The following is a 14751-nucleotide window of genomic DNA, read 5'->3' as shown; positions in this document are numbered from 1 at the left end:
CGCAATGAGAACCGATGTGCTTAAAGCACCGATCATGGGTCTCGCCAGGACGGCGGCAGTAGCGGCTTCTATACTCGCGTTCACGAGTGGGATGGCGCTTGCGCAAAGCGTCAACTTGACGGTGAAGGCCTCGACGGCCAATCTTCCCGACGGTCAGAGCGTGCCGATGTGGGGCTACGTCTGCGGCACGGTGACGGCACCCGCTACTTGCGCGGCGTCGAACGCCAATGCCGGGACAGGATGGTCGCCCGTCGTCATTAGCGTCCCGCCCGGCCCGTTGACGATCAATCTCACCAACAGCCTGCCCGGGCAGGTTCCGACGTCACTCTCGATCATCGGTCAACTCGGCGGCGGACTCGGAGCGACCGCCACGTCGACGCCGAGCCCCGCGCATCCGCCGCAGGTCGCGACCTGGCCGATCGCGGGCAGCGCGACGAGCGCCACGGCCGCGAAATTCACACCGCCGGCGCAAGGGCCGCGCGTGCAGTCGTTTTCGACCGAAGTGTCAAACGGTTCGACGACCGCGCTGACATGGAACAACCTGCGGCCCGGCACTTATCTGATCGAATCGGGCACGCATCCGTCAATCCAAGGACCCATGGGGCTCTATGGCGTGCTCGTCGTTCGCACGCCCGCCAACGGAACGACGCAGGCGCAGGCTTATCCGGGCGTCAACTATGACGCTGATGTCCCCTTGCTCTTGAGCGAAATCGACCCGGTGCAAAACGCGGCGGTCGCGAAGGCCGTGGTCACGAACGGCTTCAGCGAGACGAAGGTATGGTCCGGTCAGCCGGGGCAGTGCGGCGATCCGACATCGAGCACGTACGGCACCTGCTATCCGCCCGTCGTCAACTACGACCCGCGCTACTACCTGATCAACGGCGTGTCCTTCGACCGGACCAATGCGGTCCGCTCGCAGTTTTCGGCAGCGGCCCCCGCGGGAACAGGGCAAGTGATGCTGCGCTTCGTCAACGCCGGGTTGCGCATGCACGTACCGTCCGTCGTTGGTGCGCAGACCGTGGCGGGTTTGCCGGCGGGCAGCGCGCCGACCCCGGGTTTTGCGTTGATCGCCGAAGACGGCAACGTGCTTCCCGGCCTTCCGAAGATTCAGAATGAAGTGTTTCTGCCTGCAGGCAAGACGTACGACGTGATGATGAATGCACCGGTCACGGGCGCGGCAGCGTTGCCTGTCTTCGACCGTGAGCTGAGCCTGTCGACGAACAATCAGCGCGACGGCGGAATGCAGGCCTATGTCAGCGTCAACGGTGGCGCTGTACCGACCGCGACGACGGGCGGCGATACGGCCGTCGCGAAGGCCGGTCACTACTATTTCGACATGAACACGCCGCTGACGGTCTCGGACCCGATGAAAGGCGTCATCGGGAGCAACACCGGCATCTACGGCGTCACGTTGCTGACCCAAGCGAAGGGCGGCACGGTGACGCTGAATTCCGATGGGACGTTCACCTACGTGCCGAATGCGGGCACGACGTCGGACAGCTTCGTCTACCAGGCGAACGGCAACGCCGCGATCACGGCCACCGTCACGCTGACCGCCTGCACGACCGCCAACGGCTGCCTCGGCCGCCCGCCGCGCGCAAGCGACCAAAGTTATACGAGCAGCATCGCTTCGACGTTCCATCTGTCATCGCCAGGCGTGCTTGCCTATTCGAGCGATCCTTTGGGCTTGCCGATGACGGCCGTCATGTCCGGCACGGCGCAGGGCGGTACCGTGACGTTGAATGCGGACGGCTCGTTCACCGCGATACCCGCCACCGTGCCGACGGGGACTTCCACGTCGACGGTGCGGTTCCACTACAAGGCCGTCAATTCGCAGAATACGGCGAGCGAGGCCGAGACCGTCACGGTGACGTTCCATGCGGGCAGCGGCTTGCAGGTGGCCGTGCAAGATGCGAACACGGGCACGCCGATTACTGACTATCGCTGGATCATCGAAGAGGATCGCACGTTCTATATCGACCCGGCTTGCCAGGTCAATAGCCGGAACCGGCCGGCAACCTGCCCGCCGTTGCCGGTGCCGAGCCTCGGCACGAACTTCCACACGAGTTATATGCCGGTCGTGGCGTCCGGATGTGTCGGCCAGTATGCGTGCGAGTATGGGCAGACAGTCTTCGATCCGACGAGCAACGCGCACGTGCCCGCGGTCTGTGACATAGGCGACGGCGTGTGTCGCACGACGGCGGCGCAGCAGACGCCGGCGAACCCGAGTCAGGTCGTGCTGGACCCGAGGAAGCGCTACTACATCTCGATTTTGCCCGGTGACGCCGGCAATCCGTTCGCGTCAGGCGCCGGTGCACCGGTACCCGTCGACCCGAACAATCCGAGCGGACCGACGCGGCAATTCAGCATCGCGCTCGATTGCCCCTCTGGCCCAAGCGGTGCCGATTTCGCCCCGGGCACCGGCAAGTGCGGGCATGGGATGGGCGGCGCGCCGATCGCGGCGGGGCAGAAGGGCGTCAGCGTCGTACTGCAGCAGACGCCGTTCCAGACGGCCAAAGTCTCAGTGTTCGTATTCGAGGACGATTCGCCGCTCAACGGTGAAGTCGACGTTCACGGCGGCAGTGACAACTTCGGCACCGCTCGCGAGCCCGGCCTCGGCGGCTTCGAAATCAAGTTGTGGGACGATGCGGGCGGCACGGGTGACGCGACCGGACAGATGACCTACGACATGTTCAACATGCCGTTGTCGAACTCGCTGCAGGGCACGATCGATCCGACGACAGGGCTCAACGCATGTCCGATCTCAGCCGCGAGCGACGGCATCGTCGGCATGATCCCGACCTGCCCGAACTACGAGTCCGACGGCAAGACCCCGTCGCCGCTCGCAGGCCAGGCGGTGATCGCGAACCTGATGCCTGGGCGCTACGGCATCGTCGCGACACCGGCCGCGGATCGCATCGCGCGCGGCGAGCAGTGGCTGCAGACGAACACGCTCGACGGTCAGAAGGCGCACGACTCATTCATCAAGATCGGCGGTCCCGCCTACTTCCAGGAGTTCGGCCCCGCGGGCTTCCACGTTTCGATCGGCTTTGCGAATCCGAAGATCATCAACGATCGACTGCCCGGCGTATGCGCGGGCACGACTTGCACGAGCGGCGTGACGGGACGCGTCACGAATCTTCACTACAGCCGGCCGCCCAACGAGAACCTCTACGGCAGCCAATCGCGCAAGCCACTCAGCTTTACGCAGTGCTATGTGAGTCTCGGCTCAACTGACGGCGACGACATCGCTTTCACGAAGTGCAACGAGGACGGCACGTTCAGCTTCAGCGGGCTGCCTGCGGGGACGTGGCGAGTCACGGTCTTCGATCAATGGAACGATCAGATTGTGGATGGGCTCGCGAGCGCATTCACGCTGCAGCCGGGACAGACGCTCAACGTCGGCGACATCGCGGTGCTGCAGTGGCAAACGAACCTTTACACGAGGACATTCCTCGACCTGGCCGGAGACGGCGTCTCGCACGATTCCGATCCGGGCCTGGCGATGGTGCCGATGAACATTCGGTTCCGCGATGGCAGCTACTCGAACCTGGGCGTCACCGACATGAACGGCTACATGTCGTTCAACGAGGTATTCCCGCTCTTCAACTGGTATGTCGCCGAGACTGATACGACACGCTACAAGCAGACCGGCGTGCATGTCGTCTACGACGCCGGTGGGCCACCCGACGGCACGCCCGGCGGCGGCACATCGACGATCGCCGCGAATCTTGCGAATACTAAGGAATCGTCGACGGCTCATTTGCCGACCAACCTGCGAGTGCCCGGCGCCGTCTACTGCGACAACGCCGATTGCAACGGCTTTTCCATCGCCAACGGTCCCGGCAGCAGCACGTCGAACCCCTCGACGGGACGCATCGATCCGCCGTGGGTGACGACGGAGGGCTGGCAGGGATTCTCGGGTCAGGCCGGCTTCATCGAGTTCGGCAAGAAGCCCTTTGCGACCGGAGAGAACGGCGGCATTCGCGGCGAGGTGGTCTACGCGTCGACGCGCGCGTTCGACGACCCGACGCTGACGGTCCATGCAAGGTGGATACCGAATATCCCGCACGTGACGGTCAATCTGTATCAGGAGGGCACAGCCGAGGATGGCACCGCGAGCCTCAAGCTCGTGGATACGACGCAGAGCTCGAGCTGGGACGATTGGGCGCAGGGCTTCCGGTTGAACGGCGTGCCGAACATGAACTGCCCGGGTCAGGAGACGAACGATCCGTTCTTCTTCACGTTGAAGAACTCGCCGACGACGCTCAATCCGAATCATCCGTTACCGCACAACTCGCAGTTCAAGTGCTATGACGGCATGCACGTGTTCAACCAACTGCAGCCGGCGCCGTACGACGGGATGTACCAGTTCCCGAGCGTGACGGCACGCAATCCGTCGACCGGGCTGCCGATCGGCACGAACTGCAAGATTTGCGTCAGGAATCCGACCGGCGACGGGACGTGGATGCTGCCGGCCGGAAAGTACGTAGTGGAGGTGATCGTACCGCCCGGCTACGAGCTGATGAAAGAGGAGGACAAGAATATTCTCATCGGCGACAACTTCATCGCCCCGGTGACGCAGGAGTTCGCTGCCTTGTCGAACATTTTCATCCTGCCCGACCAAGCCGCGGTGAACAGCGCCTACAACAAGAACAACGCACAGAACCCGACGACCAATCTCGGATCGGTTACGTACCCACGCGAGGAAGGCGATACGGGCACGACCGAAACGTATTGGCCTTGCGTCGGCGAGCTGCGCATCGTTCCCGACTACCTGAGCCTCTTCCCCGAGGCGCAGGAAGTCTCGCCGTTCGCGGGCGCGTCGCGCCACCTCTGCGATCGCAAGGAGATCACGCTGACCGATCAGATAACGGCCGAAGCGAAGTTCTATCTGTTCAGCTCGACGCACGTCTCCTCGCATTACACGGGTTTCATGCTCGACGACTTCTCGTCCGAATTCGATCCGTACTCGCCGCAGTTCGGCGAGAAATTTGCGGTGCCGAACGTTCCTGTCTCGATCAAGGATTTCGCGGGCAACGAGATCGAGCGCGTCTATTCCGACCAGTGGGGCATCTTTAACGGACTCACTTATTCGACGTGGGAGGTCAACCCGCCGAATCCGACGGGCTATGCGCCGACGATGATGGTGGCCTGCATGAACGATCCCGATATGCCTGATCCGGCCCATCCGGGCAAGACAATTCGCGATCCGCTTTACAACCCCGGATACAGCCAGTTCTGCTACGAGATCCCGTTCATGCCCGGGCAAACGCAATACATGGACACGCCCGTCGTCCCCGTGCAGGCCTTCGCGGATGGCTACAATCCGCCCGATTGCGCCTATCCCGACGCCACGCCGGCCGTATCGACGGTGACGGGAGACAGCCTGCCCGGCGGAGGGAGCGGACCTTGGGTGAGCGCTGCCGGCAATACCGTGACGATCAATGCGCTCGGCGATCAGCAAGTGCCCAACAACGGCTACACCGGGCCTCAGGCGACGACGGCGCCGTTCAACGAGAAGTTCATCAAACGGCACTATGGCTTCGGCACTCGCGGAACCGGCAGCAAAGTGACGATCGGCGGGCAGGCAGCGACGATCGTGTCGTGGAGCGATACGCAGATCAAGGTGCAGGTGCCCGCGCTCACGGCGGCGCAATCGAGCTGCACCGTGCCGCAGCTCGGGTTGCCCGCGGGCACGCCGCAGGCACTTTGCGGGGAGCTCGTGATCACGGCGGCGAACGGCAAGCAATCGATCGACGCGGTGACGGTCACCATCGGCGGCAAGACGCCGACCTACGTGAACGGCGAGAACGCGACGAACAACGCGATCCAAGCCGCGCTCGACAACGCGAGCCCCGGCGACATGGTCATCGTCGGCCCCGGCAACTATCAGGAGATGCTGCTGATGTGGAAGCCCGTGCGGCTACAGGGTGTCGGTGCGCCTTCCGTCGTCGTGAATGCGAACACGCACCCGTCGGGCAAGATGGATCCGTGGCGCAGGCAGACGGCGTGCCTCTTCGGTGTCGCACTCAACGGCGCGATGATCTCTTCGACGAATCCGTACGACCCGAGCGGCGACTATAGCTGCCCGGCGGCGATGCAGCGCCAGGTCGATCCGATTCCGTTCGAGCCGATCGTCGGCTGGGATTCGACGTTGAATGGTGACCTCGCCGAGTTGCTGATGGAGCCGACGTTGATGGGCGCCTACGAAGGGGCCGGCATCACGGTGCTCGCGAAGGGGGTGCGCGACGTGCCTGTCAACGGCGCGCTGCAACCCGATCCGAACTGCACGGCGAACGGTATCTGCACGCCGCTCACGAATAGCGCGGCCGATTGCAGCACCTACCCGAGCAACTTCCTTTGCAATCCTTCGAGCATCGACGGCATGACGTTTTCGAACAGCTCGCAGGGCGGTGGCGGGATCTTCCTGCACGGATGGAACCACAACATGCAAGTCGCCAACAACCGCGTGCAGGCCAACGCGGGGACGCTCACCGGCGGCATCACGATCGGCCAAGTCGAGGTGCCCGACGCGACGATTGCCGCGGACGGCGTGACGGAGGTTCCATTCGGCTACAACCAGAACGTCAATGTCCATCACAATTCGGTGACATCGAACGCTGCGTATGGCGACGAGATCAATTCGACCACGCCGGCATCGGCGGGCGGCGTGACGTTCTGCACGGGCGCCGACTACTACCACTTCAACTACAACTGGGTCTGCGGCAACATCAGCAGCGGCGATGGTGGAGGTCTCGCGCACTTCGGCTTCAGCTACAACGGCGACATTTCGCACAATTGGGTGCTCTTCAACCAGAGCAACAACCCGACCTTGCCGACCTACGGGGGCGGGATCGTCGCGATGGGCGTGCCGCCGGACGGGACCTTCTGCGAGAACTCGACCGTCGACGTCGACTGCGCGCCGCAACTCACCGATGGTGCCGGGCCGGGGCTCGTCATCGACAGCAACCTGCTGATCGGCAATACGGCTGAAAGCGGCAAGGGCGGCGGGCTGAGGCTGCAGTTGATCAACGGCACCGACGTGCAGCGCAGCCCGAGCGATCCGAGCAAGTGGTACTCGGTCAAAGTGACGAACAACATCATCGGCGACAACGTCGCGGGTTGGGCTGGCGGTGGCGTGTCGCTGCAAGATGCCGTGAACGTATCGTTCATCAACAACACGGTCGTCTCGAACGATGCCACGGCCTCCTCGGGTGTGCTGTTCAACACCGATGGCGCGACCCAGGCCAACGTCGGGCCACCGAACTGCACCACCGTCGGTGGCGAAACGACGTGCCAGCCGATCACGACGTCGACGAACCAGCCCGCGGGACTGGAGACGGCGCCCCACACGGCGAACCTCGTCACGGCCTTCGCCGGTGCGAGCGGGGCCTGCCCGGCGGGCGTGTCGAATTGCACGCAGGTCTCGAGCCCCGTGATCGCGAATAACATCTTCTGGCAAAACCGTACGTTCCATATCACCGTGGGAGGACTCAACGCCGGTATCCAAGGCTTGCAGAACATCGTGACGCTGAACCCGACGCTGAACCAGGCCGGGCATCCGACGGGCTACTGCCCGGCGGGCGCGGTGTACTGGGACATCGGCGTGGCCGGCGACACGGCGGCAAGCAATCACGGCTCGGGCTTCACGCTGAGTCCGACGTACTCGATCCTGACGGACGCGACCGACTACACGGGCCAGAACAACGTCGGAGGCAATCCGGCGGTGGTCAGCCAATACTGCAACGGTTCGCGCATGCCGCCGGAGGCGGGCGGGAACGGCATTCAGGTGCCGCCGGGCATCGCCGATGCCGTGCTGCCGAACCCGCTGTTCAGCCTGCAGCCGTCGGCCACGCCCGATGAAGGCAACAACTGGATCAATCTGCAGTATGGGCCTATCTCGCTTTTCAACGAGGCGCTCGTGGCAGGCCGGCCGGGGTACAACGTGCCGCTCGGCAACTATGCGATCCAGTCGAATTCGCCTGCGATCGGCAGCGCGACGGCGCAAGGCGCTCCGGCCTATGACTTCTTCGGCAATCCGCGCACGCCGCGGAAAAACGGGCAGGTCGACATCGGAGCGGTGGAGTACGTCAGCACGCCGACGCTGGGGGGCCTGCTCGCGGGCACGCCGTTCCTTCCGCTTCCCGTCGGCGATAGCCAGAACGGCGCGGTCGGGCTCGCCCGCTCGCATGGCGTGAGCTTCACGGGGACGCCGCGATGACATCGGCCTCGCGAACGGAAGCAGGCTCCGGCGGCGGTAGGGACGAGCGCCGCCGGAGGTCGATGCGTGAGTGTGCCGATTTCGCGGCTGTCGCCGTGATCTGGGGATTCGCCGCGTTCTGTGTCGCAATCGGGGGCGCGAAGGCTGCAGCGCCGCCGAGCGCTTCGATAGCGGCGAAGAAAGAGTCCCCCTATTTCCCGGCAAGGGCGACCGCCCGGGCACTGGAGTTCTATGCAGCGTCCGGGGGAATCGCCGAGCCGCACGTGCAGCTGACGGCATCTGGCAATCTGGTTCGCTTCAGCTATCGGGTGGTGGACGCGTCGGCCGCAAAACTGCTCGTCGATCGACACGCCACGCCGTATTTGTTCGCGCCGCGCACTCACGCGCTGCTGCACGTGCCGGAAATGGAGCAAATCGGCCCGTTGCGGCAGACGGGCGAGGCCGAAGTCGGCAAGGCCTATTGGATGGTGTTTTCGAACAAAGGCAATCTCGTGAAGGCCGGGGATCGCGTAAGTGTGATCGTCGGCACATATCACGTCGACGGCTTGATGGTCCAATGAGCGTTCGAGCGCGAGCAATCGGTTCGGACGAGAAGCAGGTAAAGCATGGAGGGGGATGCGATCATGACGCGATTACTATGGCTTGAGATCGGGCTCGTGGGCTGTGTCGCGGCCACGACGCTTTCGGCGACGACAGCGACGGCGGCTGCCGCGGCATCGACGAAGGTGGCGAAGGTGGCGAAGGCGGTGAAGCCAGCGGCTGCGGATAAATCCGGGCAGGCGATCTCGTTGCCTTCGCTCGGCGCGGAGCAGATCGTCGAGCGAAGCATCGCCGCAAGTGGCGGATTGCAGGCCTGGCGCGCGGCCAACACGATGGTGATGTCCGGGCAGATCGAGGTCGGCGGCAAGCATAACGTGACGTTGCCGTTCACGATGACGATGAAGCGGCCGAAGAAGAGCCGCTTCGAGGTGCGCTTCGACGGCCAGACTGCGTTTCAAGTCTATGACGGTGCCGAAGGATGGAAAGTGCGACCTTTCCTTGGCCGCGATGAAGTCGATCCTTACACGCCGGCCGAGGTCAAGCAGGCGGCAGAAGCCTCGGAGCTCGACGGCTTGCTCGTTGACCACGCGCAAAAAGGCACCAAGATCGCGCTTGCGGGCACCGAAAAAGTCGAAGGCCATGGTGCGTACAAGCTCAAGCTCACGTTAAAGGACGGTACGCAGCGAATGATGTGGGTCGATGCGACGAGCTTTCTGCAGCTTAAGGTCGAGGGCGATCCACGCAAGCTCGACGGCAGGATACATCCCGTCTTTGTCTTCCTTCGCGACTACCGGAACGAAGGAGGCCTCAAGGTGCCGCATGTCATCGAGACAGCGGTGCAGGGCGTCAAGCAAACGCACAAGATGACGATCGAGCATGTAGCGGTGAATGCGGCCGTCGACGACGCCCTCTTCGCCAAGCCTACGCTGGCGATGGCGAAGGCCGCCGCGCAAACGCACTAGTGCGGGGAGCGCGATCATGAAACGAATCCCACTCTTGGGGGTGGCGCTCGCCTTATCGGTGACGGTGGCGGCGTGTGCGGGTTCCGACGAAGGGGGCTCGGCGAGCCTCGGCGTGGAGCAGATCGTCGCAAAGAACGCGTCGGCACGCGGCGGCGCGGATGCGTGGCGCAAGATCGATACGATGGTCTGGATCGGGCGCGTGGACACGAGCAACGGCGGCATGCCGGCTCGATTCGTGCTCGCCATGAAGCGGCCCAACAAGACACGCTTCGAAATCGTGTCGATGAACCGGATGGCGTTGCGCGTCTTCGACGGGACTCACGGATGGAAGCTGCGGCCAATGCGGCGCGGCGAAGAGGGCAGCATGCAGCCCTACGATGCACAGGAGCTCCGGTTCGCGCACGACGAGCAGGTCATCGACGGGCCACTCATCGACCACGCGGAAAAGGGCATTCAAGTGAAGCTCGGCGGCGTGGACGAGATTGAAGGGCACAAGGCTTACCGGCTCGAGCTGCGCCTACCTTCCGGCGCGACGCCGCGCGTCTGGGTCGACGCGAGCTCGTTTCTCGAGGTCAAGTCCGAGCACGAGAGCCACACACCGCTCGGATCCGGTTCGCCCGTTGATGTCTACTACCGGGAGTACCGCACCGTCGAGGGCGTGAAGCTTCCCGTGGTGATTGAAAGCGGCCCCGCTTCCGCGCCGCCGGCGGACCGACTTACGATTGAAAAGGTCGAAGTCAATCCGATGATTGACGACAAGATGTTCGCGCGTCCGCTCGTTGCTTCACCGCGCAACCATTCGATCGAATTGCCCCCTGTCGGTGCGGTTCCTGCGCTGCCGGGCAGCGCGCCGGGCCGCTAGTCAAATGGAGACCGAGCGGCTCGCGCGCGCGGCGCATGCCTGGATCGGCTTCATCGTCTCGATGGCCATTGCGCTGCTGCCGCTCATGGGAATCGCGGCAAGTGCGTCAGGCATGGCGGACAAGGCCGGCGCGTTCTCCATCATGCGGCCACGGCCGATAGAAGATCCGGGACAAGCCATATTCCGCGAAGGCCGACTCCCTTCAGGCGCGCCGCTCGAAGCGGTACGCGAAGGCGGCATGCACGTTGAAGGCGCTGCGGCGGCATGCATGAATTGCCATCGGCGGAGCGGCTTCGGTTCGAAGTCGGGGCTTACGTCGATTCCGCCGATCACGGGCCGATACCTGTTGCATCCGCGGGCGCAAACGGTCCAAGACCTCGACATTCCTTTCGTCGAGACGATGCGATTCGACCGCGATCCGTACACGGATGCGACCATCGCGCGGGCGGTTCGCGACGGAATCGATTCGCAGGGACACGCATTGAGTTATCTGATGCCCCGCTTCGAGCTGAACGATGCCGATATGGCGTCGCTCATCGGCTATCTGAAGCGGCTCGACCATCATCGCGTGCCCGGCGTCGAGGACACGGTCCTCCATTTCGCGACGGTCGTGACGCCCGATGCCGACCCGGTGAAGCGTGACGGCATGCTGGACGTCATGAAGCATTACTTCGAGGACAAAAACGCGTTTCCGTTGGGTGCCACGCCGCCGCTGCGCACGTCGCGCAAGATGATGTTCATGGTCAACCGGCGCTGGGCGCTGCATGTCTGGACGCTGACAGGACCTGCTTCGACTTGGAAGGCTCAACTTGAGCAGCACATGGCGGCCGAGCCCGTGTTCGCGATCGTATCAGGCATCGGCGGAAAGAACTGGGCGCCGGTGCAGGCGTTCTGCGAGGAAGCCGAGGTGCCGTGTTTGTTTCCGAACGTCGAGGTACCTGGCGATAGCGGGGCGAATTTCTATCCGGTCTTCTTTTCACGCGGCGTTCGGCTCGAGGCCGACCTCATGGCAAAGAGGATCGCCGGCGCTCAGGGTGGCCATCGGTTCGAACGCGTCGTCCAGCTTTATCGCGCCGGAGACAACGGCGAAGCGGGTGCACAAGCGCTCGCGACGGCGTTGCGGCGCGAAGGCATCGACGTGACGAGCCATGCGCTCGGGCCCGCCGAGTCCGTTGCAGCGGCGCTGCGCGCAACCACCAGCGACGACGCGCTCGTGCTCTGGCTGCGTCCCGCCGATATCGCGCGGCTCGGCGATCGCCCGCGTGCGCGCACCGTCTTCATCTCGGGCCTCATGGCCGGCCTCGAGAATGCGCCTTTGCCCGCCGGCTGGAGATCGGTGACGGAAATGGCTTATCCGTTCGATCTGCCGGAAAAGCGCCGCTGGCGGCTCGATTTCGCGCTCGGCTGGTTCTCGATACGGCATATTCCCGTCGTCGATCTGCAGGTGCAAGCGGACACGTACCTGGCATGCGGGATCCTCGCCGAGACGTTGAGCCACATGACCGATGCATTCGTGCGCGACTACCTCGTCGAGCGGATCGAGGACATGCTCGAGCATCGCCTCGTGACGGGTTACTACCCGAGGCTGACCCTTGCGCCGGGGCAGCGCTTCGCATCGAAGGGCGGATATTTCGTGCGATTTGCGGACCCGCGTGGAACGCGCATTGTCGCCGACGGCAATTGGCTCGTGCCTTAGCTGTGCCTTAGCGCACGCCGCGGCGGGCAGCACGATCGGGTCAGCCACGGCCGCGGCTGAGTACCGTTCCAACCCGCCATCCGCTGCGATGGTCGACCCCATGCATCGATGGGGAAGGTACCCCATGCCGCGCCGACGCGCCCCTGCCGACAATGGAAGGGTGGGTCGGTGTCGAAAAACTTCAGGACTCCCGACGAACGATCGGAGTTCTGACCGGCCGCTTGGCGAGCTATTGAGGAGTCCGAACCATGAACACATTCAGAAAGGTGGCGGCCCGTGCGGCCGTCGTGGCCGCCGCCGCTGCCGCTGCTTGCGCGGCCATTCCATTGGCCATTGCGCACCAAGACGCCGACGGGCAGATGATGCATATGCATCATGAAATGACGCGCGATGTGAAAACTTCGAGCGTCGCGTACAACGTGCCGCCGATCACGCTCGTGCGTGCCGACGGGCGCCCGATCGACCTGAAGAGCGAGCTCGACGACGGTCGTGCAGTCGTCATGACGTTCATTTACACCACCTGCACATCGATCTGCCCCGTCATCTCGCAGACGTTCGAGCAATTGCAGGACAAGCTCGGACCCCAGCTCTCCCACGTTCATCTCGTCTCGATCACGATCGATCCCGAGAACGACACCCCGGCGCGCCTGCGCGAATATGCGGCGAAGTTCGGCGCGGGGCCCGAATGGCAGTACTACACGGGCACCGTCGATGCCACCATCGCGGCGCAGAAGGCCTTCAACGTCTATCGAGACGACAAGATGGACCACAATCCGGTCGTCTTCGTGCGAGCAGCGCCGGGCCAGCCGTGGTTGCGCGTCGACGGCTTCGCAACGGCTGACGAGCTGCTGCGCTCGTATCGGCAACTCGTCGCGTCGAATTGACATCGAGGCCGATCGGCGGCAATGCGAGGCGCGAAATGTTCTTGCCGACCGCAAGCGCCGGAGCCGTCGCGTCGCTGGTCGTGTCGCTCGCCTGGCCGGCTGCGTCGTGCGCGCAGGTGTTTGGCGCCGTCCGCCCAAGCGGGCTCGTGGTGCTGACCAACATCCCGAAAGAAACGAGCGAAACGGGCTTGAAGGTCATCGTCGCGGGCCCGCCCGGCGTGCCGGACGGCAACGCCGCCGTGGCATCGGGGACAGCACCGGGAGAGGGCGGCGGGAACGATGACGTCGATACGTCGCGATTCGCCGAAATCATCGCGGAAGCCGGTCGCAGGTGGAACGTGCGTCCCGAGTTGCTGCGGGCCGTCATCGCCGTCGAATCGAAGTTCAATCCGCTCGCGGTTTCGAAGCGCGGCGCGCGCGGCCTGATGCAGCTCATGCCGGAGACGGCGAAGCGCTTTGCGGCAGGCAATCTCTTCGATCCGCGCGTCAATGTCCTGGCGGGCGCCCAGTACCTTCGCGCATTGCTCGACCTGTTCGACGACAATGTCGAGCTCGCCGTCGCCGCCTACAACGCCGGTGAGCAGTCCGTCATCAGAGCCGGCTATCGAATCCCGACGAACCCCGAGACGAAAGCGTACGTGCCCGCGGTCATGGCGCGCTATCGGCGCTTGATCGCGGGCCTTTGATGGACTCGATCCCGCTTCAGCGGTAGGACGCTATCGGCGCGTGCGAGATCGCCGCGATAGCGGCTGGCCGCAAGCGCCCGCAACGACGGCACGGCAATGCCGGCCGTCAGTATAAAAAGAGCGCCCGCCGGGGGACGAGGCGCCAAGAAACCGATGAGTTCGAGGTAGACGTGCATGACGGAGTGAGGTTCGAGCCGCTCATTGAGCCGCGGCTGATTTTGCTTCCTGCATCGGCGCGACGCCATCCGCTGGAAACGCCTCGACGAAGGCGGCCACGGCCCGCATGTCATCGTCGGACATGTTTGCGCATACCGCTTTCATGAGCTCGCCGCGCGGCCTGTCGGTCGTGCCTTGAAAGACTCGCAATTGCTTGAACACGTAGTCGGCATGCTGCCCGCCGAGCCGGGGGAATTTATCCAGGCCTTCGCCATGCTGGCCGTGACAGGCGACACATGCCGCGACGCCCTTCGCGGGCAGTCCCGAAAGGTAAATCTCCCGGCCCGCATTCATGAGCGCCGAGTCGGCGGGCTCGCCGACGACAGCCGGTTGACTCGAGAAATAGGTGGCGATGTCGCCGATCTGCGCATCGGTCAAATGCGTGAAGCCCCACATGAATCGCTTCGCGTTCGGGTCCGAGCGAGCATGCGTCTTGAAGTCCGTCAGCTGCGCGACGAGGTATTCGCGCGGCTGGCCGGCGAGCTTCGGAAAAGCGGGCGAGACGGAGACGCCCTTCAGGCCGTGGCAGTTCGAGCAGACCTGCAACGCGATCGTCTTGCCGGGGACCGACGCGTCGCCGACATCGCGCGAACGCTCCAGATCATGACAGCCCGAGCCGCCGATCAGCATCGCCAACGATATGACTTGCGCCCAGGCTTTCATGTCTTCGACTCCCCGACG

Annotated in this window: 8 protein-coding genes; 7 read left to right on the top strand and 1 reads right to left on the bottom strand. The window is 64.1% G+C overall.

Annotation, left to right across the window (positions count from 1 at the left end):
* Positions 1 to 4: 4 nt before the first annotated feature.
* The 7 genes from AB4Y31_RS18795 (at position 5) to AB4Y31_RS18765 (ending at position 13854) form a co-directional block, all read left to right on the top strand.
* Positions 5 to 8224 carry an Ig-like domain-containing protein gene (locus AB4Y31_RS18795; protein WP_368675200.1) on the top strand — a complete coding sequence of 2740 codons (8220 nt, stop codon included), beginning with the start codon at positions 5 to 7 and terminating at the stop codon, positions 8222 to 8224.
* A gap of 62 nt (positions 8225 to 8286) precedes the next feature.
* Entirely contained in the window at positions 8287 to 8784 is a 498-nt protein-coding gene (locus AB4Y31_RS18790) for a hypothetical protein (protein ID WP_035468206.1), read from the top strand.
* A 63-nt stretch (positions 8785 to 8847) separates the two neighbouring features.
* A complete protein-coding gene (locus tag AB4Y31_RS18785; RefSeq protein ID WP_368675199.1) occupies positions 8848 to 9726 on the top strand; it encodes an outer membrane lipoprotein-sorting protein in 879 nt (292 codons plus the stop codon).
* A gap of 16 nt (positions 9727 to 9742) precedes the next feature.
* Positions 9743 to 10588 (top strand): hypothetical protein, encoded by an 846-nt coding sequence (locus tag AB4Y31_RS18780; RefSeq protein ID WP_368675198.1) that lies wholly within the window; start codon positions 9743 to 9745, stop codon positions 10586 to 10588.
* 112 nt (positions 10589 to 10700) lie between these two features.
* Complete coding sequence (locus AB4Y31_RS18775) at positions 10701 to 12284, top strand: cytochrome C (RefSeq protein ID WP_368675340.1); 1584 nt, start codon at positions 10701 to 10703, stop codon at positions 12282 to 12284.
* A gap of 248 nt (positions 12285 to 12532) precedes the next feature.
* Positions 12533 to 13168: an SCO family protein gene (locus AB4Y31_RS18770; protein WP_368675197.1), complete on the top strand. Its 636-nt coding sequence runs from the start codon at positions 12533 to 12535 to the stop codon at positions 13166 to 13168.
* Positions 13169 to 13203: 35 nt separating this feature from the next.
* Positions 13204 to 13854: a lytic transglycosylase domain-containing protein gene (locus AB4Y31_RS18765; RefSeq protein WP_368675196.1), complete on the top strand. Its 651-nt coding sequence runs from the start codon at positions 13204 to 13206 to the stop codon at positions 13852 to 13854.
* Between the two features lie 198 nt (positions 13855 to 14052).
* Here the strand turns inward: AB4Y31_RS18765 and AB4Y31_RS18760 are convergent, their stop codons facing one another.
* Positions 14053 to 14733 (bottom strand): cytochrome c, encoded by a 681-nt coding sequence (locus AB4Y31_RS18760; protein WP_368675195.1) that lies wholly within the window; start codon positions 14731 to 14733, stop codon positions 14053 to 14055.
* Between the last annotated feature and the right edge of the window lie 18 nt (positions 14734 to 14751).

Origin of the sequence: Trinickia sp. EG282A (genome assembly GCF_040965455.1) — a bacterium.
Classification (GTDB): domain Bacteria; phylum Pseudomonadota; class Gammaproteobacteria; order Burkholderiales; family Burkholderiaceae; genus Trinickia; species Trinickia symbiotica.
Note: the sequence above shows the minus strand (reverse complement) of the source record. Positions and strands in the feature narration are given on the sequence as shown.